The organism is Acidovorax sp. NCPPB 3576, assembly GCF_028473605.1.
Classification (GTDB): Bacteria; Pseudomonadota; Gammaproteobacteria; order Burkholderiales; family Burkholderiaceae_C; genus Paracidovorax.
The window spans coordinates 3,215,856-3,235,766 of sequence record NZ_CP097267.1 but is presented as its reverse complement, the minus strand read 5'-3'; the positions used below and the strand labels follow the sequence as shown (position 1 = coordinate 3,235,766).

The 19,911-nt window shown below is 62.9% G+C and carries 20 protein-coding genes; all 20 read left to right on the top strand.

Features of this window, described 5'->3' with window-relative positions:
* The first annotated feature begins 130 nt into the window (after nucleotides 1-130).
* Nucleotides 131-517 carry a hypothetical protein gene (locus M5C98_RS14860; RefSeq protein ID WP_272548217.1) on the top strand — a complete coding sequence of 129 codons (387 nt, stop codon included), beginning with the start codon at nucleotides 131-133 and terminating at the stop codon, nucleotides 515-517.
* Nucleotides 462-2,303, top strand: a complete 1,842-nt coding sequence (locus M5C98_RS14855; protein WP_272548216.1) for a terminase large subunit — start codon at nucleotides 462-464, stop codon at nucleotides 2,301-2,303. Before M5C98_RS14860 ends, M5C98_RS14855 begins: the two co-directional genes overlap by 56 nt.
* A 265-nt stretch (nucleotides 2,304-2,568) precedes the next feature.
* Complete coding sequence (locus M5C98_RS14850; protein ID WP_272548215.1) at nucleotides 2,569-2,766, top strand: hypothetical protein; 198 nt, start codon at nucleotides 2,569-2,571, stop codon at nucleotides 2,764-2,766.
* A 100-nt stretch (nucleotides 2,767-2,866) separates the two neighbouring features.
* Nucleotides 2,867-3,445, top strand: coding sequence for an HK97 family phage prohead protease (locus M5C98_RS14845; protein WP_272548214.1), 579 nt, complete (start codon nucleotides 2,867-2,869; stop codon nucleotides 3,443-3,445).
* Between the two features lie 17 nt (nucleotides 3,446-3,462).
* Nucleotides 3,463-4,866: a phage major capsid protein gene (locus M5C98_RS14840; RefSeq protein ID WP_272548213.1), complete on the top strand. Its 1,404-nt coding sequence runs from the start codon at nucleotides 3,463-3,465 to the stop codon at nucleotides 4,864-4,866.
* Between the two features lie 60 nt (nucleotides 4,867-4,926).
* Nucleotides 4,927-5,283, top strand: coding sequence for a hypothetical protein (locus M5C98_RS14835; RefSeq protein WP_272548212.1), 357 nt, complete (start codon nucleotides 4,927-4,929; stop codon nucleotides 5,281-5,283).
* On the top strand, nucleotides 5,280-6,683 hold the full coding sequence (locus tag M5C98_RS14830) for a phage portal protein (RefSeq protein WP_272548211.1): 1,404 nt from the start codon (nucleotides 5,280-5,282) through the stop codon (nucleotides 6,681-6,683). The genes M5C98_RS14835 and M5C98_RS14830 overlap by 4 nt, the downstream gene beginning before the upstream one ends.
* The gene (locus tag M5C98_RS14825; RefSeq protein WP_272548210.1) at nucleotides 6,668-7,738 is read left to right on the top strand and encodes a phage portal protein; all 1,071 of its coding nucleotides are present in this window, start codon (nucleotides 6,668-6,670) and stop codon (nucleotides 7,736-7,738) included. The genes M5C98_RS14830 and M5C98_RS14825 overlap by 16 nt, the downstream gene beginning before the upstream one ends.
* Nucleotides 7,735-8,094 carry a head-tail connector protein gene (locus M5C98_RS14820; protein WP_272548209.1) on the top strand — a complete coding sequence of 120 codons (360 nt, stop codon included), beginning with the start codon at nucleotides 7,735-7,737 and terminating at the stop codon, nucleotides 8,092-8,094. Before M5C98_RS14825 ends, M5C98_RS14820 begins: the two co-directional genes overlap by 4 nt.
* Entirely contained in the window at nucleotides 8,091-8,423 is a 333-nt protein-coding gene (locus M5C98_RS14815; protein ID WP_272548208.1) for a phage head closure protein, read from the top strand. Before M5C98_RS14820 ends, M5C98_RS14815 begins: the two co-directional genes overlap by 4 nt.
* The gene (locus tag M5C98_RS14810; protein ID WP_272548207.1) at nucleotides 8,420-8,971 is read left to right on the top strand and encodes an HK97 gp10 family phage protein; all 552 of its coding nucleotides are present in this window, start codon (nucleotides 8,420-8,422) and stop codon (nucleotides 8,969-8,971) included. The genes M5C98_RS14815 and M5C98_RS14810 overlap by 4 nt, the downstream gene beginning before the upstream one ends.
* Nucleotides 8,968-9,324 carry a tail completion protein gp17 gene (gene gp17, locus M5C98_RS14805; protein WP_272548206.1) on the top strand — a complete coding sequence of 119 codons (357 nt, stop codon included), beginning with the start codon at nucleotides 8,968-8,970 and terminating at the stop codon, nucleotides 9,322-9,324. Before M5C98_RS14810 ends, gp17 begins: the two co-directional genes overlap by 4 nt.
* A 136-nt stretch (nucleotides 9,325-9,460) precedes the next feature.
* Entirely contained in the window at nucleotides 9,461-9,895 is a 435-nt protein-coding gene (locus M5C98_RS14800; RefSeq protein WP_272548205.1) for a Rha family transcriptional regulator, read from the top strand.
* A 129-nt stretch (nucleotides 9,896-10,024) separates the two neighbouring features.
* Nucleotides 10,025-10,675: a phage tail protein gene (locus M5C98_RS14795; protein ID WP_272548204.1), complete on the top strand. Its 651-nt coding sequence runs from the start codon at nucleotides 10,025-10,027 to the stop codon at nucleotides 10,673-10,675.
* 93 nt (nucleotides 10,676-10,768) lie between these two features.
* A complete protein-coding gene (locus tag M5C98_RS14790; protein ID WP_272548203.1) occupies nucleotides 10,769-11,185 on the top strand; it encodes a phage tail assembly chaperone in 417 nt (138 codons plus the stop codon).
* Nucleotides 11,186-11,247: 62 nt separating this feature from the next.
* Nucleotides 11,248-11,508 carry a DUF1799 domain-containing protein gene (locus tag M5C98_RS14785; protein WP_272548202.1) on the top strand — a complete coding sequence of 87 codons (261 nt, stop codon included), beginning with the start codon at nucleotides 11,248-11,250 and terminating at the stop codon, nucleotides 11,506-11,508.
* A gap of 76 nt (nucleotides 11,509-11,584) precedes the next feature.
* The gene (locus tag M5C98_RS14780; RefSeq protein WP_272548201.1) at nucleotides 11,585-17,065 is read left to right on the top strand and encodes a phage tail length tape measure family protein; all 5,481 of its coding nucleotides are present in this window, start codon (nucleotides 11,585-11,587) and stop codon (nucleotides 17,063-17,065) included.
* Nucleotides 17,062-17,973 (top strand): carbohydrate-binding protein, encoded by a 912-nt coding sequence (locus M5C98_RS14775; protein WP_272548200.1) that lies wholly within the window; start codon nucleotides 17,062-17,064, stop codon nucleotides 17,971-17,973. The genes M5C98_RS14780 and M5C98_RS14775 overlap by 4 nt, the downstream gene beginning before the upstream one ends.
* On the top strand, nucleotides 17,970-19,349 hold the full coding sequence (locus M5C98_RS14770) for a hypothetical protein (protein ID WP_272548199.1): 1,380 nt from the start codon (nucleotides 17,970-17,972) through the stop codon (nucleotides 19,347-19,349). The genes M5C98_RS14775 and M5C98_RS14770 overlap by 4 nt, the downstream gene beginning before the upstream one ends.
* Nucleotides 19,349-19,909, top strand: coding sequence for a hypothetical protein (locus tag M5C98_RS14765; RefSeq protein ID WP_272548198.1), 561 nt, complete (start codon nucleotides 19,349-19,351; stop codon nucleotides 19,907-19,909). The genes M5C98_RS14770 and M5C98_RS14765 overlap by 1 nt, the downstream gene beginning before the upstream one ends.
* Nucleotides 19,910-19,911 lie beyond the last annotated feature (2 nt).

Here is a 19,911-nt window from a genome sequence, read left to right as displayed (position 1 = left end):
CTGAGGGGTATGCCTGAAGGGGTCGAGGCAGGCAAGGGGTAGGGGGGGGTGAGGGCCCGAGAAAAGGCGTTCCCCTCGGAAACCGACCTGTTCCCCTTCTTCGCGCATCCACAATTCAGGATACAGGGCAATGCCACGACAAAGAACACCGAAAGCCAAGGCCGAAGTGTCCGGGGCGGTGGCCAAGAACGCCGGTCGTTTCAAGGATCGAAAAGGGCCGAAAGTTGCGCGCCCGTTGGGTGAGCCCTACGTCACCATGACGGCCGAGCAGAAGGCCGCATGGGCGGAGATCCAGCATGAGATGCCTTGGTTAACCAGCTCTGACCGGATCATGGTCCGGCTCGCATGCTCATGGATCGCCCGGATGGAAGAGGGCGATCTGGGTGTGGCGGCCTCCAGTGCGCTAGCCAGCATCCTGTCCAAACTGGGTGCGACGCCCGTTGATGTCAGTAAGGTCAACCATGGCGGCAGCGAAGAAGAAGACCCCTCGGACGAGTTCTTCGGCAGACCGCACTAAAGCTTATGCCTCGGCCGTCGTGGCCGGTGAGATCGTGGCGGGGCCGCATGTACGCAACGCATGTCGGCGCCACCTGCAGGACTTGAAAGAGGGCGGTAAGCGCGGCCTGCGATTTGATTTTGAGGCCGCGAACTATGCGTTCCGATTCTTCGAGGGCATGCTGATGCTCTCGGAAGGGCAGTTTGAGGGAACGCCTTTTCGTCTCCACCCCAGCCAGGCATTCATCATCGGCTCGCTTTTCGGATGGAAGCGAGCCGATGGGACGCGCCGGTTTCGGCGAGCATTTATCGAGCAGGGCAAGGGCAACGGCAAGAGCCCGATGGCTGGCGGCATTGGGCTGTACGGCCTGACCGCAGACCATGAGGCCGGGGCACAGGTTTATGCGGCGGCGGCGAAGAAGGAGCAGGCGGGCATTCTGTTTGCCGACGCGGTGAAGATGGTGAAGGCCTCGGCGAAGCTGAAGCAGCGCCTGGAGTTCTCCGGCGGCGAAGGGCGCGAGTACAACATCGCGTTCCATCCGAACGGCAGCTTCTTCCGCCCAGTCTCCCGCGACACCGGCAAGACTGGATCGGGGCCCCGGCCCCATTTCGTGCTGGCCGATGAGGTACACGAACTGCCGGATCGCAAAAGCATCGAGATGCTAGAGCGGGGCTTCAAGTTCCGCCGCCAGCCGCTGCTGTTCATGATCACCAACAGCGGCAGCGATCGCAACTCGGTGTGCTGGGAAGAGCACGAACACGCCGTGAAGGTGGCGGCGGGGCATACGGAGGCCGTGAACGACCCCGCCTATGTAGGCGAGGTGATTGACGACACGACATTCAGCTTCGTGTGCTCGCTTGACCAGGGGGACGACCCCCTGCGTGATCCGTCCTGCTGGGCAAAGGCCAATCCGCTGCTTGGAGTGACGATCACCGAGCAGTACCTGAGGGATGTGGTTGCGCAGGCGAAGGCCATCCCCGGGCAGCTGAATGGCATTCTCCGGTTGCATTTCTGCGTGTGGACGGATGCCGATACGGCCTGGATGACCCGGGCGACTCTGGAGCCCGCGCTCGCCGACTTCGATCCGGAGGTGGAGCACGCGGGCAAGAAGGTGTTCACTGGCTTGGATCTGTCCCAGAACAGAGACATCACGGCGAAAGCCTCTGTTGTTCAGACGGGGCATACCAAAGACAACAAGCCGATGTTTGATGCGTGGATTGAGGCGTGGACGCCGGGCGACACGATCATGGCGCGCGAACTGAGAGACAAGATCCCATACACCGTCTGGCGCGACCAAGGGTTCATACACGCGCCCCAGGGCGAAAACATCAACTACCGGCATGTGGCGCAAACACTGGCCGAGGACTCCGAGAAGTTCAGCCTGCAGTTGGTCGCTTACGACCGCTACGCGTTCAAGCGGTTCGAAGAGGCTGTTGCCGAGATCGGGCTTGCGCTGGAGTTCCTTGAGCACCCGCAGGGCGGGACCAAGAAGGGCCAGCCCAACGAAGCCATGAAGAAGGTGGCTGAGGCGAAGAAGGAAAAGCCTGAAGGTCTCTGGATGCCGGGATCGCTCAGGCTCCTGGAAGACGCGCTGCTGGAGGGGCGTATCAGGCTGAGACGCAATCCCGTGCTTATCTCCGCAATGATGTCGGCTGTCACGGAAGAGGACAAATGGGGTAACCGCTGGCTCGCGAAAACTCGGTCCATCAACAAGATCGACGCTGCGGTGGCGCTGTGCATGGCATTCGGAGCGGCAAACGCAATCGTGGACAAGCCGCGAAAAAAGCACCAGCTGATCATCATCTAAACAGGCCCGCCATGTGCGGTCCGCTTCATTCGTTTGGCTGGCCGAGCACCATGAACCGCGCCGGCTTTCGCGGAGGATGGTTGGTTTAAGTCAACCCATCGGTGCTGTCCTGTAGAGCTTGATCGTATTTTTCGACGCTCCTCATGAGGGAAACCCTTCCCGGCCTCTGTCCTACCTCCCCCGTCGGACATGCCCCACCAGTCGCGTTGGGCATCTGGCGCGAAATATGCGTAAGGGCACACCGCCCGATTCAACGGAGCGACACATGACCAACATTCAGCCGATGCACCAAGAGCAGGTGGATCACCAACAAGTCCCGGAATCGCCCGAGGAAGGAAAACGCCCGCCCCTGGTCCAGCAATCAACACACGCGGAGCTGCACTTCCCGCCCCATCCCGCGCCCTTCGATCCAGTTGCTGATGAGCTGGACGATCCGGTCGGAGATCGAAGCGGACGCGGCTGAAGATCTCGCGCGCCCGCCCCCAAGTCCATGAGCCCGCACTGCGCGGGCTCTTTTCATTCCGGCCCGCCATGAGCGGGCTTTTCTCTTTCTGGAGCACCGCATGGAACGTGCTTACTCGACCCTTGTTATCAAGGCCCTCAGCGACGAGGGAGGCAAGCGCACCTTCAAGGGTGTTGCTTCAACGCCGACCACCGATCGAACCGGCGACATCGTGGAGCCGAAGGGGGCCCAGTTCAAGTTGCCCATTCCGTTTTTATGGCAGCACGACAGCAACGATCCCATCGGCTGGATTACCGCGGCGCGCGTGACCGAGAAGGGGATCGAGGTCGAAGGCGAGGTGGCCGATGTTGAGGAGGAGGGCCCGCTAAAGGAGCGCCTCTCCACTGCCTGGCAGATGCTGAAGGCCAAGCTGGTGCGCGGCCTTTCGGTCGGCCTCAAGCCGCTGGAGGCAGCCCGCATCGAGGGCACCTACGGCATGCGTTACACGAAATGGCTGTGGTTTGAGCTGTCCGCAGTCACGGTGCCGGCCAACGCCGATGCATCGATCACCACCATCAAGTCTCTCGACAACGCGCTGCTGGCCGCGACAGGCCGCAAGCATGACCGTGTCGTGCGCTTGCTGCCTCCCGGCGTCTCGGGACAACCAGAAGCCCGCAAGGGCGTCGTATTTCTCAAGTAATCCCGAAAGGACACCCAATGAACCTGCAAGAACAGATCAAGCGCCTCATGGAGACGCGCACCGCCAAGGCCCTGGAGCTGGAAGGCGTGCAAAAGAAGGCTTTGGACGAAGGCCGGACCAAGGACGAGAGCGAGCGCGAAGCCTTCAAGGGCCTCACAACCGACATTTCCCAGATCGATGCTGAGCTGGCGGACCTGCGCGAACTCGAAGCGCTGCAAGTCACCAAGGCTGTTCCAGCCACGGGCGGTGCTGCTGCCGGCGCTGGTGCAGTCGCCCGCGGTGCGTTGGCCACCGGTGGCGCTCCTGCCATCCACATGAACAAGGACGCCGACGAGAAGTTCAAGGGCCAGAACTACACCCGCATCGTGATCGCCAAGGCCCTGTCCCGCCTGAGCGACGGCGACGTTTCGGCGCTCGCCATCGCGGAAGCTCGTTGGGGCAAGACCAATCCCACGCTGATCAACGTCATGAAGGCCGCGGTGCCTGGCGGCGGAACCGGCACAGGCGAGTGGGGCGCCGAGCTGGCGGCTATCGATCAGCGCTACACCGGCGACTTCATCGACTTCCTGTACTCGCAGACCGTGTACGACAAGCTGCCGCTGCGCCAGATCCCTGCGAACGTGCAGATCAAGGGCCAGGACGGCGCGGCGACCGCCTACTGGGTGGGGCAGTCGAAGGCCATCCCTGCGACCACCGCCGACTTCATGAACGTGACGCTGACGCCGCTGAAGGTGGCTGCGCTGGCCGTGGTCTCCAACGAACTGCTGCGCGATTCCAGCCCATCGGCCGAGCAGCTGGTGCGCGATGCCCTGGTGGAAGCCAGCTCGCAGCGCGTGGACACCACGTTCCTGAGCGCGGCCGCTGGTGTCGCTGGCGTGTCTCCGGCTGGCATCCTGAACGGCGTGACCGGCATCCCCTCCGCTGGCACCGACGGCGCCGGCCTGCGTGCCGACATCAAGGCCCTGTACGCGCAGTTCATCGCCGCCAAGAACGTGAACGGCCTGCACCTGGTGACCACCCCGTCCCTGGCCAAGTCTGTCCAGCTGATGACAAACGCTCTGGGCCTGGTCGAATTCCCTGGCATCAATGCATCAGGCGGCACGCTGCTGGGTGACACGGTGACCACGGGCGACAACGTCGGCGCCGGCTTGATGATGATGCTGAAGCCCTCGGACATCTACCGCATCGGCGATTCTGGCGTGCAGGTGTCGATCTCTCGCGAGGCAATGATCGAGCAGGACACCTCCCCAACGGGCGCGACCGACACGCCCACTGGCGCGTCTGCGAGCTTCACTTCGATGTTCCAGAGCGAATCCACCGCCATCAAGGTGGTGCGCTCCATCAACTTCGCCAAGCGCCGCGCGTCCGCAGTGGCGGTTATCACCGGCGCCGACTACGGCGCCGTGGATGCCGGCGGCTGATCGATAGCCGCCCCAGCGCCGGGATATGACGCCCGGTGCTCCCCAAATCAAAGGACAGCCATGCGAGAAAACCTGAAAGCAACCAAGTCGTTCACCTACGCCGGCCGCGCGCTGAAAGCCGGGGACGGCTTCCCCGCTTCCCGCGGTGATGCGCGCGTGCTGCAGGCGATCGGCCGGGCTGTTCCTGCTGAGACCTACCAGACTGCGGTCGCGACGCCCGAGGTGACGAAGACCGTCAGTCCATCCGCCCCGGCCCAAGCCGCGAACGGTGGCGCCAAGCCTTCCGATGGCCTGAAAGTGGCCGACCTGAAGGCGGCGCTCGCCGACAGGGGGATCGAGATCCCTGAAGGTGTGACGCTCAAGGCCGATCTGGCCGAACTGCTGGACGCCGCGTTTGAAAAGGCTGACGACCAATGATTCGCTTTCTTAGAAATCTCGTCAGCCGCGGGGCGACGCCCGCCAGTGGCGGCGAGGTGCAGAAGGGCATCGTGACGGCCCAGCCGCGGGGCTTGGTGTCGCCGCATACCGATGGTGTGTGGCACGACATCACGCCAGCACAACCGCCTGGCTACTTCCAGATTGACATCAACGTCCGCCCGGAGACTGTGCTGTCGTACCCGGCGGTGTTCTCGTGCTGCTCCTTGATCTACAACGACATCGGCAAGTTGCGCACGCGCCTGATGGAGTTGCAGCCGAGCGGCATCTGGAAGGAGTCCACCAATCCCGCCTATTCCCCCGTGCTGCGCCGGCCCAACCATTACCAGAACCAGATCCAGTTCAAGCAATGGTGGATCTGCTCGAAGTTGACCTGGGGTAATACCTACGCGCTCAAGATTCGTGATGGCCGAGGCGTCGTGGTGGCACTGTATGTGCTCGTCCCTGGACTCGTTCAGCCACTGATCGCGCCAGACGGCTCCATCTTTTACCAGCTCGGGCAGGACAACCTATCTGGCCTGCAGGAGTCCACGGTGTACGTGCCGACCTCCGAGGTCATCCACGACCGGATGAACTGCATGTTCCACCCGCTGGTTGGCGTTTCGCCGCTGTTTGCGGCCTGCCTGCCGGCCTCCGGCGGATTGGAAATGTTGCGGGACTCGCGGCGCTTCTTTAATCAGGGCGCGAAGCCCAGCGGCCTCCTGGTTGCTCCCGGTGAGATCGATGATGCCGATGCCAAGCGACTGCAGGCCTACTGGAACGACAACTTCACCGGGCCCAACTCGGGAAAGGTGGCGGTGGTGGGCGACGGGCTCAAGTACGAGCCCATCCGCATGACGGCGTCGGACGCCCAGACGAAAGAGCAGATCACGCTCACCTCCGAGATGGTGGCGCAGGTGTTCCATGTGCCGGCTTTCAAAGTCGGCGGTCCGATCCCCGCCGGCCAGAAGGTCGGCGACCTGAACCAGATCTATTTCAACGACGCGCTGCACTCCCTCATCGAGGAGATGGAGCTGTGCTTTGACGACGGGCTTTCGCTGCCTGCTGGCTACCGCACGGAGCTGGAGCTGGAAAACCTGCTGCGCATGGATCCTGCCACCAATGCCGAGGTGATTGTGAAGCTCGTAGGCGGAGGGGTGAAGACGCCCAACGAAGGACGGCGCGAACTGAATTTGGCGCCATTGCTGGGTGGGGACACGGTGTACATGCAACAGCAAGACATGCCACTTGACCAAGTGCGTCTGAACCGGGTCGCTCTGGTTGATCTGCCGGTGCCACCTCCCGCGCCTGCACCGCAGCCAGAGCCTGACGAGATCAGCGAAGACGATGTGAAGGCCCTGGCCGAGTACATCGAGAAGGGACTGGAATGCGAGCTGACCTGAAAGCCCTGGCTGACGCCGTGATCAAGGCCGTGCGCGCCAAGATGGCACCGTTGATGAAGCGCCTGGACGACATCGACACTGCGATCAAGGAGTTGCCCGAGAGCGTGAGCAAGCAGCTGGCCGAGCGTGTGCAGGCCGCAGTGGCTGAGATTCCGCGTCCCAAGGACGGCGAGCCTGGCGCCAGTGTGACCGTTGAAGAACTGGCGCCCATGGTCGTGGAGGAGGTCGCGCAGCAGGTGTCGAAGGCGGTCCAGGAGCTTCCCGCGCCTAAGGACGGCGTCAGCGTCACGCCTGACGATGTCGCTCCGATGTTGGCCGAATTGGTGACGAAGGCTGTAGCAGATATCCCGGCTCCGAAGGACGGCAAGGATGCCGACCCTGAAGTGGTCGCGGAGCTTGTCGCGAAGGCTGTGGCTGCGATTCCTCTGCCGCAAGATGGCCGCAGCGTCACTGCTGACGACGTGGCGCCGCTGGTGGTGCAAGAGGTCGCCAAGGCGGTTGCTGAAATTCCGCGCCCCAAGGACGGCGAATCTTTGCCCGCCGAGGAGGTGCAGCGCATGGTGGATGAGGCTGTGACCAAAGCACTGAGCGCAGTGGCCGTGCCGAAGGATGGCGAGCCAGGCCGCGACGCCCTGCAGTTGGAACTGCAACCTGAGATTGATCTGGAGAAGTCCTACGCTCGCGGCACGTATGCGAGGCATGCGGGCGGACTGTGGCGCGCCTTCGAAGCAACCAAGGGCCTGCACGGCTGGGAATGCGTGGTTGAAGGCATCGCTGATCTCCGCATCGATCAGGACGGCCGCGAGTTCACGGTGGTGGCCCGCACTTCAAGCGGCGCGGAAGTCTCGAAAAGCATCAAGGTCGCCGCGCTGGTCGATAAGGGCGTATTCAAGGCTGGGACGGATTACGAAGCTGGCGACGGCGTGACCTGGGGTGGCTCGTATTTCATCGCCCAGAAGGATGCGCCGATCGGGCACCCCGGCGAGCCCGGCTCCAATGGCTGGCGCCTGGCCGTTAAGCGAGGTCGTGATGCCGGGAAGGGCATTGCCGTATGACGCCGTTCGCAACCTTGGAGCAGGTCAAGCAGCACCTGCGCGTGGATGACGATTCCGCTGACGACGACCTGATTCTGAAGCTGGAAGCGGCGTCCGAGCGGATTGCCATGCACCTCAACGGCGTGCCACCTTTCCAGCCCGAACTGGATTCGCTGGGCCAGCCTGTGCGCGATACAGACGGAAAGATCGTCTACACGACCGCGATCCGCTCCATCGTGAAATCCGCGACTCTGCTGCTGGTGGGCTACCTCTACCGCTACCCGAGCGGTGACGAAAAGAAGGCATTTGAGGACGGTCAGCTGCCAGCGCCCATTACCGCGCTGCTCGCCCCGATCAGGAAGAGGGTACTGGCATGACGCTCGACGCAGGATCTCTCAATCGCCGGATCACCATCCAGAAGCCGCGTCAGATGCAGGACGAGTGGGGCTCACCCATCCCCGACTCCGAGAACTGGGTCGAGGTGGCCAAGCCCTGGGCGAGCATCAAGAACCTGAGCGGCTTGGGCGCTATCAAGGCTGACGCGCAAGCCTCTGTTGTGAAGACGTCCATCCGCATCCGTTACCGCACCGACATCACTGCCGGCATGCGTGCGCTGCACGGAGCTACGGTGTACGACATCAATGCGGTGCTGCCGGACGAAGCTCGGCGCGAGCACGTCGACCTGGTTTGCGAGGTGAAGAAATGACGCGGACGGGTGCGAAGACGTTCAGTGCCGCGGTGGATACCGCAGGCCTCGATTCCTTGCTCGATCAGTTGGGTGAAGTGGCAGACGATGCGGTGCGCCCCTCGGCCCAGGCAGGCTCCCAGGTGCTGTACGACGAGGTGAAGCGCAACGTCGCCGGCCTTGGCCGAAAGACCGGCAATCTGGATGCCTCGATCTACCAGAAGTTCAGCCCGGAAAAGTCGCTGGACGGAAAGGCGGTCTACAACATCAGTTGGAACCACAAGAAGGCGCCGCACGGTCACTTGGTGGAGTACGGCTATCTGCAGCGCTATCGCTACCGTCCTGACGGAATGGGCCCCATGGTACGCCCGGGTATGGACGGCCAGCGCAAGCCCGGCCGCCGCGCTTCGCAGGCCGAAAAGGACGCCTATTACGTGACTCTCCCGACGCCGAAGCAGGTTCCTGCCAAGGCATTCGTGCGGCGCGCTGAGAGTGCCTTTGATCGCGCCTACAAGGCGGCCGAGGACGAACTGGTCCGCCGAGTCGCGGCGAAGGCAGGTGCTGCATGAGTCTTGAGACCGACCTGATCTCTGTTCTGAAGGCGCGCTGCCCGCGTGTCCACCTTGGCACAGCGCCGCACGACACGGCGACGCCTTACATCACCTGGCAGCACGTCGGCGGCGCTTCGCTGCGCTACCTCGACAACAGCCCGGCCGACAAGCGCAACTCCTTCATCCAGATCAACGCCTGGGCCGCGACGCCAAAGGCTGCGCTGGACCTGCTGCGCCAGATTGAAGACGACCTGTGCGCAGCCACCAACTTGACGGTCTCGCCCCAGGGTGAGCCGGTCGGTGCCTATGACGACGGCGACACGCTGAAGGGCGCGCTGCAGAGCTTTTCCATCTGGGGCGCGCGCTCATAAAAACCGGCAGAGACCGGACTCGCTAAACCGCCGCAGGGCGGTTTTTTCGTTTCTTAACCATGAAAGAGCATGTATGCAAGAAATCAACGAACTCGTCTCTCTCGCAGATGGGAGGCCCGTCACAACGAGTCGGCAAATGGCCAAGCGCTTCAGGAAGCGCCACGACAACATCCTCCAGCTTTATCAAAAGCGTGTTCTCGGTCGGCACTCCGAGGAATTCATCGCCCTGAATTTTCAGGTGGTCGATTACGTGGACGCCAAGGGCGAGTCTCGCCCAGAGCTTCTGATGACGAAAAACGGCTTCATCGCCATGGCGACGAAGCTCCGTGGCGCTGAAGACTGGCAGGAGCGCTTCATTGCCGCGTTCGATGCATTGGCCGAGCAGGTCGAGCGGATGGCGTTCACCCTGTGGAACCGTCGTCTTGCACTGGAAACGCGCGATGCCAGCTCTGCGGCCAAGGCATCAATCGGCTCTCGGCTGATGCTGGACCGGAAAAAAGATCTGCCTGCTATCAAGGCAGAGCGGGCCTATCTGGCCGCAGAGATGCAGCCCGGTCTGCCTCTCCACTGAATACCACTCTGCTCTTTCGTGGTTGCCACCTTCGGGTGGCTTTTTTATTCCTGGCCCTTGTGCCATCCCGCCCGCGAGGGCATCCCACCAGTGCCCGCGTCGCGGGCTTTTTGCATTGAAAGGCCCAACATGGCTGTATCTCTCCCCGACGGCGCGACCGTCGCAATTGCAACCGGCTACGGTGCCGTGAAGGCGGTCTCCGCCATCAGCAACGCCGATCCTGGCGTTGTTACCTCGCCGGCCCACGGTCTCCTGAACGGCGCGTTCTACGAACTGAAGACCGGCTGGCAAAAGATCAGCGAGCGGATCTTCAAGGCCGCCAACGTGGCAGCCAACGTGCTGGACGTGTCGGGTATCAACACCACGGACGCGAACCGCTTCCCGGTGGGCTCGTCGGCGGGCTCGCTGCGCGAGATCACGGCCTGGACGCAGATCCCGCAGATTCTGGAGTTCACGACCAACGGCGGCGACCAGCAGTTCGCGAACTTCTCCTTCCTGGAAGAGGACTACGAACGCCAGTTGCCCACGGTGACGAGCGCCCAGTCCATCCAGATCGGCATCGGCGACGACCCCACGCTGCCGGGCTACCAAGCGCTGAAGCTGGCCGGAGAAACCCGCGCCATCCGCGCGATCAAGATCACTCTGCCCAATGGCTCGGTGATTCTCTACAACGGCTACGTGTCGTTCAACGAAACGCCCACCCTGACCAAGGGCCAGGTGATGCAGGTGCGCGCCACCATCTCGCTGCAGGGCCGGCCCGTCCGCTACCAGGCCGCCTGATCGATTTCGCAACGGGCCCTTCGGGGCCTCTTTCATGCCCCGCCGAACGTAAGCGGCGCGGGTCTTTTTCTCTCCCTCTGAAAGCAAAAAACCATGGCAAAGATCAAGCTGGGCAACCGTCCGAAGAACTTCAAGAAGACCATCTCCGTCCCGATGCTCGATGGCACCTCGGGCACCATCGAATGCCTGTTCAAGTACCGCACGCGCAAGGAGTTCGGCGAGTTCGTGGACGGCCTGACGGAAGCCGCGCGCGCTGAGGGCAAGGCCGCAGAGGAAAGCGCCGAGCGGGACGGCCAAAACGAACCGAAGCCTTTCTCCCTCAAGGATCACCTCGAAAAGACCGTGGGCGCGAACGCCCAGTACATCCTGGAGATCCTGGAAGGATGGAACCTCGACGTCGAGCTCTCCCGCGAGTCGCTGGAGCAACTGGCCGACGAACTGCCTGGTGCTACCGCTGCGATCGTGGAAACGTACCGCACCGCCATCACCGAAGGCCGCCTGGGAAACTGACCTCTGCGGCGGCTGCACTGTACAAGCCGCCGCCCGATCCCAGGGAGCTGGCTGCCTGGGGCATGACGCCATCCGACTACGACCATGAGGTTGTGGAGATCTGGCCAGAGAACTGGGAGGCCTTCCGCCTTTTTCAGATGCTGGCTACCCAGTGGCGGGTAAGCATGGGCGGGCCGACGGGGCTCGATCACAACGTCCTGTTGGCGCGCCTCGATCGCATGGCGCTTGAGCCCGAAGACCGGGATCAGCTCGATGAGGACGTGCGGCACATGGAGTGCGCGGCCCTTGAGGTGATGGCCGAGCAACGCTCAAGCGATAAGTAAAAAACGCCCAAGCTGGGCGAGTCACACAAAAGCCCTGCGGCTCACCCCGCAGGGCTTTTTCATTGGGCGATCCGAAATGGCAGATCAAGAGCGGAAAGCAGCATTGGCCTTCGAGGTAGACGCCTCTGGCGTGAAGCCGGGCCTCGACGGCATCAAGCGCGACGTGCGCGACATGGCCCAGGACGTGCAGCAGTCCGGCCAGCAGGCAGCGAAGGGCCTTGCCGCCATTGGTGATGGTGCGCCTGCTGCGTCCCAAAAGGTGGACGGCGCAGCTCGCTCGATCATCGGCAGCATCGAGCGCGCCACCGCCGCCATGAAGGCCGGAGAGAAGGGCAGCGCCTCCTATTACGAGACGCTGGGCCAGCAGCGCGGCGTGAGCGCAGACGTACTCAAACCGTACATCGACCAGCTACGTCAAGCGGAGCGCGCGCAGCAGGCAGCCAGCGGTTCCTTGAACACCATGGGTGTGTCCGCGAAGCAGACTGCCGCTGCATTGCGCGGCGTGCCGGCGCAGTTCACCGACATCATCACGAGCTTGCAGGGTGGCCAGGCCCCGCTGACGGTGCTGCTTCAGCAGGGCGGCCAGTTGAAGGACATGTTCGGTGGTGCCGGCAATGCCGCGCGAGCGCTGGGCGGCTATGTCCTCGGTCTGGTCAATCCATTCACGGTTGCAGCAGCTGCTGTCGCCGGGCTTGGCTTTGCCATGTTCCGCGCGGAAGATTCGCTGCGATCGTCCAACTCCATCGCGATCCAGCTCCAGGCCACGGGCCGCTCTGCAGACCTGACGCGCGACCAGATAAAGGCGTTGAAGCAGGAACTGACGTTCTTGCCTGATGTATCTAAGGCAGCAGCTTCCGCGATCATCAATGAGTTCGTGAAGACTCGCGAGGTCGGGGGCAAGCTGTTCCGGGATCTGGCACTAAGCGTGGCGGACTTCGCCGTGGCCACTGGCACCGATGCCCCTACTGCGGCGAAGACGCTCGCTCAAGCGTTTAACGATCCGGCCAAGGGTGCAAAGCAGTTGGACGAGGCTCTCAATGTCCTGACTGCAAGCCAGTATCTCGCTGTGGATGCAATGCTGGCGGTCGGCGACAAGGCGGGCGCTCAGGCGGTGCTGTTCGATGCGCTGAAGGCGTCCACTCAGGGCTTGGCTCAAGACTCCCTGACCCCGCTTGAGAAAGCCATCAATGGCCTAGGCGACACCTGGACACTGACCATTTCACGCATCAACGATGCGGGCGGGCTGAAAGCCGCCAACGAAATGTTCGCTGGGCTGATCATGAAGGTTTCGAACCTGGTGGAGTGGCTGGGAAGGGCGCGGCTGCCGCCTTGGCTGGAGGACCAGTTCAAGGGTGGCCTCAATGGAGCGGTCTACCGGACATTCGCGTCCGCTCCTGCCTCATCTGTGAACACGGGAGGCGCGGAAGGCTCATGGGCACCCAGCACTGGCGGCGCCACGGGATCTTGGGGCGCTCCCGTCAGCACCTTGGATGAAGAGGCGAAGTCTGCTCTGGAGGCCACCAAGAGCTACAAGTCGGTGGCGTCCTCCATGGCGGAAGTGCGGGAGCAGGGCGATCGCCTGCGCACTGTCCTGACCAAGCTGAAAGAAGCGGGGAAGGGCACCAGTTCAGAAGCGCAAGAGCTGCAGTCACGTCTGGATGGCGTGAAGGAGCGGCTTGATGCGCTCAGCAAGAAGGCCAGCGCGGGGCAAATGGTTGGCCAATCCGAACTGGCCGGCATCCGCGCGAAGATCAAGGACGAGGAGTCCTACATTGCTCGCTTGAAGGAGCGAGGCACTGCGGCGGACAAGCTCACAGAGGGAGAGCGCCTTGCCGCCAAGATTCAAGAGGAGTTGAACGGTAAGCTGGATGTCCGCACCCGTGCCGTGAAGCAACTGGAACTGGTAGAGGCCAATAGGCTTGCTGTGGTCCAGAAGGTCCGCATCGAGGCGGAAAAGAGCGTCAAGAGCCAAGCCGATTCTGAGGCCGGCTTCCAAAAGTTCCTGGAGTCGATCTACAAGGGCGCCGAGGCCACCAACAAGCAGGCCGAAGCGCAAGAGGCAGCCAACGCCTCCTTCGGAAAATCGAAAATCGCCATTGCCGAGATGAACCTCGCGCAGATGGAGTTGGCTCGCTCGATGGAGCAGGACGCTGGCCCATGGACTGCGGAGCATTTGGCGGCGATGGACGCAGCGATCGATGCGCAAAAGCGCTGGGTGGCATCGCTCCAACAGGGTGACCTGAAGACGATCAACGCCCACACCGGCGAGATCCTGCGCAACGCCCAAGAACAGGCCAAGCTCTACGAGGATGAGGCGCAGTTGGTCGGCCTCACCGCCCTGGAGCGCGAGAAGATCGTGGCGCTACGGCTGGTTGAACTGAAGTACGCCAAGGAGTTGGACAAGATCAACAAGTCCACCCTGTCCGACGACGAAAAGCAGGCGCAGCGCGCCAAGCTGGAGCAGGCCAAGCGTATTGAGGGCGAGGCCGCGGTCTCGAAGGTGATCCGCGACGACTGGACGAAGACCACCGACGAGATCAACCGCAGCCTGACAGATGCGCTGCTGCGGGGCTTCGAGTCTGGCAAAGGGTTTGCGGAGAACTTGCGCGACACGCTCAAGAACATGTTCAACACCCTCGTGTTGCGCCCCATCATCAGCGCAGTCCTGGCGCCGGTGTCGGGCGTGGTCTCCGGGCTCACCAACGGGTTGACGGGTGGGGGTGGTAGTGCTGTCGGAACCGTGAGCAATGGCTACAGCCTCTACAACACGGGCTCCCAGCTGTACAACATCGGCTCGCAGTACATCGGCGGCACGATGTCTGGAGCCAACGCACTGGGAACCGTGTGGGGCAACGCCACTGGCACCGGCATCGACGGACTGCTGGCGACCAATGGCGCCTACGGCACGGCAGGCGGCGCGGGTGCCGTGCCATGGGGTGCGGGTGGTTCTTTCGTGGCGGTCGCAGCTTTGGTTTTGAACGCACTGGGTGCCTTCAGATCGGATAAGCAGGTCGGGGGCGGTCTGCGCGGCACGCTGGGCGCGGGTGACATCGAGTCCTACCAGCTGTGGCGCGAGGGCGGGACGCTCTTTGGCGGCCCCGACTACCGTCTGCGCAACCCTGCCCAAGAGCGCGATCTGCTTCAGTCGGAGCTCAAGAAGCTGCGGGACCAGGGGCAAGGTGCCACGGGTCAGGCTGTGGAGTACCAACAGCGCATCGATGAAATCGACCGCTTGTATGGAGAGCAGATCACGGCGCAGAAGGCTCAGAGCGACACATTGCAGAAGACCTTCGACGCGATGCGCTCCAGCGTGGGGGACATGGCTGACGCCCTGGGCATCAGCTCGGACGCCGTGCGCAAGTTCACTGTCACGCTGGGCAGTGACGTGCTCCACCCTGACACGGGCGGTGTGGGCCTGAAATTCGACGGGTTGAATGCAGAGCAGATATCCGCAAAGATCCAGACCGCGCTGGAGACTGCCAACAACGAGTTGGCGCAGCAGGTCATTGGCAGTTGGAAAACGGTGACGGAGACAGTCACGCGAACCAACACCGTACGTGCACCGATCACCGGTGATAACGAGATCGCTGGTGAATGGCAGGAGGTGACAGACACCATCACCCGCACGGTTTACGTCGCTAGCGAGTACGCCCGCGAGAACGAGAAGGCGATCGACACGCTGACCCGCCTCGCCGGGAGCATCACGACGGTCAATGGCATCTTCGAAATGCTCGGTGTTTCGCTGTACGACGCAAGTCTCGCCGGCGCCGACATGGCAAGCAAGCTGATCGACTCGTTCGGCGGTGCCGACAAGATGCGCGAAGCCACAGGGACCTACTTTCAGAACTTTTATTCGAAGGAGGAGCAGCGTGCAGCCATGCAGCGGCAACTGCAATCGCAGGCTGACGCTATTGACATCAAGCTGCCGGACATTGATGCCACCGACGCTCGCGCCCAATACCGGGCTCTGATCGATGCACAGGACCTCAACACCGATGCTGGTCGCAAGGCGTACGCCGTGCTGGTCCAACTGGCCGGTGCGTTTGCTGGCGTCACCGCCGCAGCGGACGACGGTGTGCGTGCGGCGCAAGAGGCGGCGCAGCGCCAGCAGAGCATTGCGGACAAGGGCCGGGACCTGGAGCAGCGGCTCTTGATCGCCCAGGGCAAGGACCGCCAGGCGCTGGACCTGCGCCGGCTGCAGGAGTACTACGCGTTGCTGGACCTCAATCCGGCCTTGGCCGCGATGGTGATCGAGATCTACAAGGCGGAGGATGCTGCCCAGGCGCTGGTCAAGGCGCAGGAGGCTCGCGAAACGGCTTACTCGCGGTTGCGCGACGCGGCCACGCTGGAGAGCGAGCGGATCAATGCGCAGATCGAGAACATCGATGCGCAGCGCACCGCCACCAACCTGCAGCGCGATATCGCGAACGAGTCGCTCTCGCTCATCACCGGTGTGTTTGAGCTGGTGCGTGGTCAGGCGCAGGATCTGTATGGCCAGGTGGAGTCCACAGCCAAGCTGCAGGCCGCACAAGGGTTCGCCTTCATCGATCAAGCGCTGGCCAACGCGAAGAGCACAGGTTACCTGCCGGAGCAGGCGCCGCTGCAGGAGGCCATCACTGCGGCCCGCGGTGGCCTGGATTCCCAGAGCTACAGCACCCAGTTTGAGAAGGACCGGGATGCGCTGGTGCTGGCCGGCAAGCTGTCACAGCTGGAGGCGATCAGCGGCAAGCAGAAAACGCTGGCGGAGCAGCAGGTCGAGGCGATGGACAACCAGCTGGCAGCGCTGGATGCCCAAACCAAGACGCTGAACGACCAGCTGCGCGCGCAGGACAAGGTGCTGGAGTACTGGCGCCGGCAGATCGACATCGCCAACGGAACCTTCGATGCCACCCTCACTGTGGCGCAGGCGGTGGACCGCGTGGCGTTGGCACTCGGGGCGAAGACCGCGGGGGTGAACACCAAGGCCCCGACGGAGGTCAACAGCGGCGGAGCGGTGTGGGGAGGCAGTGGAAGCACCGCGCCTGCCGCTACCGCCAAGTACAGCCGGGTGATGTCAGCGGGCACGGCCGGGGTCGGGTATGAGCCGATCATCGACCAGGCGCTGATTGCCCAGCTGGATGTCTTGGCGCCGCTGTACCACTCCTACGACGGATCTGGCGACCTGACCGGGCTGCTGACCGCGTTCAAGGGTGCGGGCGCAACGATGGATGACCTTTCCATCTTGAGCGGGTTTTTCCTGTCCGACTGGATCAAGGCCGGCGCCACGGTGGGTATTCCTGCTTTCGCGGTTGGGACCAACTACGTCCAGAGAGACATGCTGGCCCAGATTCACGAGGGCGAGGCCATCGTGCCCAAGGCGTTCAACCCCTGGGCCAGCGGCACGGCATGGGGGAGCGGTTTCGCTACCGCCGAGTTGGTCGCTGAGGTGCGCGCGCTGCGGGAAGAAAACCGGACCCAAGCGGGCGCGCTCCTGCGTTTGAATGCACGCGTGGCAAAGGTGCTGGACCGCTGGGACGGCGATGGCCTGCCGGCTGAGAGAGAAGAGGCGACTGCATGAGCATCCGAAATCTGAACGTGGTGCGGCCGCTGATCGTCACCGCAGCCATGCTGGTGAGCACCAACGTGGCCGAGGCCGACTATCCCGCGTGGTCCTCGGGCACCACCTACGCCGCCGGCGCCCGGGTGATCCACGTCGGCGCGCACAAGGTGTTCCAGAGCACGCAGGATGGCAACGTCGGCAAGGACCCGACGACCACGGCGGGCTTCTGGGTGGAGGTGGGCGCCACGAACCGCTGGAAGGTCTTCGACCGCTCGGTGAGTTCGCAGACCGCGCAGGCGTCCACCATCCAGTACCGGCTGCGGCCGGGCCAGGCGATCACATCTCTGTCCGCGCTCAATCTCATAGGGGCGACGAGCATGCGCGTGCGCGTGATCGATCCCACCTACGGGACGGTGTATGACAAGACGGTGGATCTCTCCCGCGTGCCTGTCTCGGTGGGATGGTGGGAGTGGTTCTTCGGGGAGCGCCGCGCGGCCACGCAGGCCGTTTTGATGGACATCCCCAGCTTCCCCGGCGCTGACGTGCTGATCGACTTCACTGGCAGTGCGCTGCTGGCGGTGGGCGTGTTGCTGCTGGGCCAGTTGCGCACTTTCGGGCTGGGGGTCAAGTCCGGCGCGCGGGTGGGCATCCAAGACTACAGCCGCAAGGAGCGCACGGAGTTCGGTGACGTGGTGGTGGTCGAGCGCGCGTTCGCAAAGCGCGCCAGCTTCTCGCTCCTGCTGACAGCGGCCGAAGTGGATGCATTCAACGCCTTCCTGGCCGAGGTGCGCGCCAAGCCATGCCTTTGGATCGGCTCCGGCCGCTACGAATCGACCACGGTCTACGGCTTCTACAAGTCCTTTGACATCGTGATTTCCTACTACGACTACGCAGACTCCGAACTGGAGCTGGAAGGGCTGACATGACCGCCATCGTTTCCCCGCCGATCATCGACGTGCTGCCTCCGGCGCCGCTGCCGACCGACACGCCAGCGGATTTCAACGCCAAGGGTTTTGCCACCGTCGCGGCACAGGTGGCCTTTGTGCCGCAGGCAAATGACCTGGGCGCCAACGCATACCAGAACGCCACGGCCGCAAACGAGCGGGCCGTGGCTGCGGATGTTTCGGCAGCCACGGCCACCGCACAGGCCGACCTGGCCATGGGCTACCGCAACACGGCGAACAATGCAGCGGGCACCGCCACCACTCAGGCCGGCCTGGCCAGCACCGCGCGCACGGGCGCAGAGACGGCGCGCACCGGCGCCGAGGCAGCGCGCGACGCGGCCGACTCGCAGGCGGGCCTCGCGGGCACGGCGCGCACCGGTGCCGAGACGGCCCGCACTGGCGCGGAAACAGCGCGAACCGGAGCCGAAGGAGCGCGGGACACTGCCCTGAGCCTGGCCGCTTTCGCCTTCGAGTCCACCAGCACCACCAGCCTGACGATCGGTCTGGGCGCGAAGGTCTTCGCGATCGAGGCGGGCAAGTCCTTTGCGGTCGGCCAGTACGTGTCGGCGGTCAGCACGGCGGACACCTCCATCTGGATGGCCGGGCCGGTGACTGCGCACGACCGCAGCACGGGTCAGATCACCCTGCAGGTCAACGCCACCATGGGCGCGGGCACGCTGGCCAGCTGGCGGCTTGTGCTGGCCGCCAACGGGGCGGCAGCGGGCGTGCAGACCATAGCCGCCGGCACTTACACGGACGCGGACCTCGCGCCGCTCAACAGCGTGACGGTCATCACCGGCGTCAACAGCGCCTATGCAACCACGCACCTGCCCGTGATCACAGCCAACTCTGCCAGCGCGGGCTGGGGCACGTCTTACGACTGGGTGGTAGAGACGCTGGGCTTCGGGGCAGGTGCAGGCATCCGCGCGACGCAAACCGCTGTACCCAGCGTGGTAGGGAACGCCCTGGGGGTGGGACTGCGCTTCGCGAGGAAAAAGGTAGGCGCGACCTGGGGCCGGTGGAAGCCCACTGGAGCGTTGCCCTCGTCAACGCTGACGGCGTCCGGCGGCGATATGTATGGCAATACGCAGCTGGGCAATAACCGTGTTAATCATATTGCCACATCGTTGAATACTGCGGCCGGTCTTTGGTATTTGCCGGAACTGCCAGAGGACGGCGATAGAACTTACTTCTATACCAATTCCCGGATCGATAACGCGGTCTTCTACAAAGACAAGCCGATTATGGGGAATGGAGTTTATTTGTCCGCTACAAATGACAATGTGAAGCTCAATAAGCAATTCAGTCGATTCGGATTTTTCTATAACCTGTTTAACGACGCATGGATGATTGAATAATGGCAACTTCCAATTTCAACCTCATGAAGGGCGAGGGCGTCAAATATTCTCAGCGTGGCACTTTCTACACGGGGAGCAACGGCACTGGTCAATACAACATTCCTTTGCCCGCCGCCGTCGAAGTTGCAAAAGCCAGTGTGAAGCTCAATGGGGTTATCGAAAGAATGCTCGATAACTCCATTCTGCCGATGGGAAGAATTGCGCTCAATGGCACTACCAATCTCCTGCTTGACAGGGCGGCGATTGCCATTTCTTCGCAGCCCGGTTTGGCTGGGGCTTACATCGCTTGGGAGGTGGTCGAATATGCAAACGTCACCGTTTTGCGTGGGATGGCTCAAGGGCAGCCGAGCATCAGCACAACGATCTCAAGCTCGCTCCCAACTGTCGATCCTGCCCGATGCCAAGTAAATATTCTCGGTGTGACGGTTGAATCTGGCGGCACATATGGCAGCGGTGACTGCTCGATCATTCCAACGCTGAATGCAAATTCGATTGTTTTCAACACCGGAGGAGGGGCCTCCACCGTGAAAATCAATTGGGAAATCGTCATCTTTAACTGAGG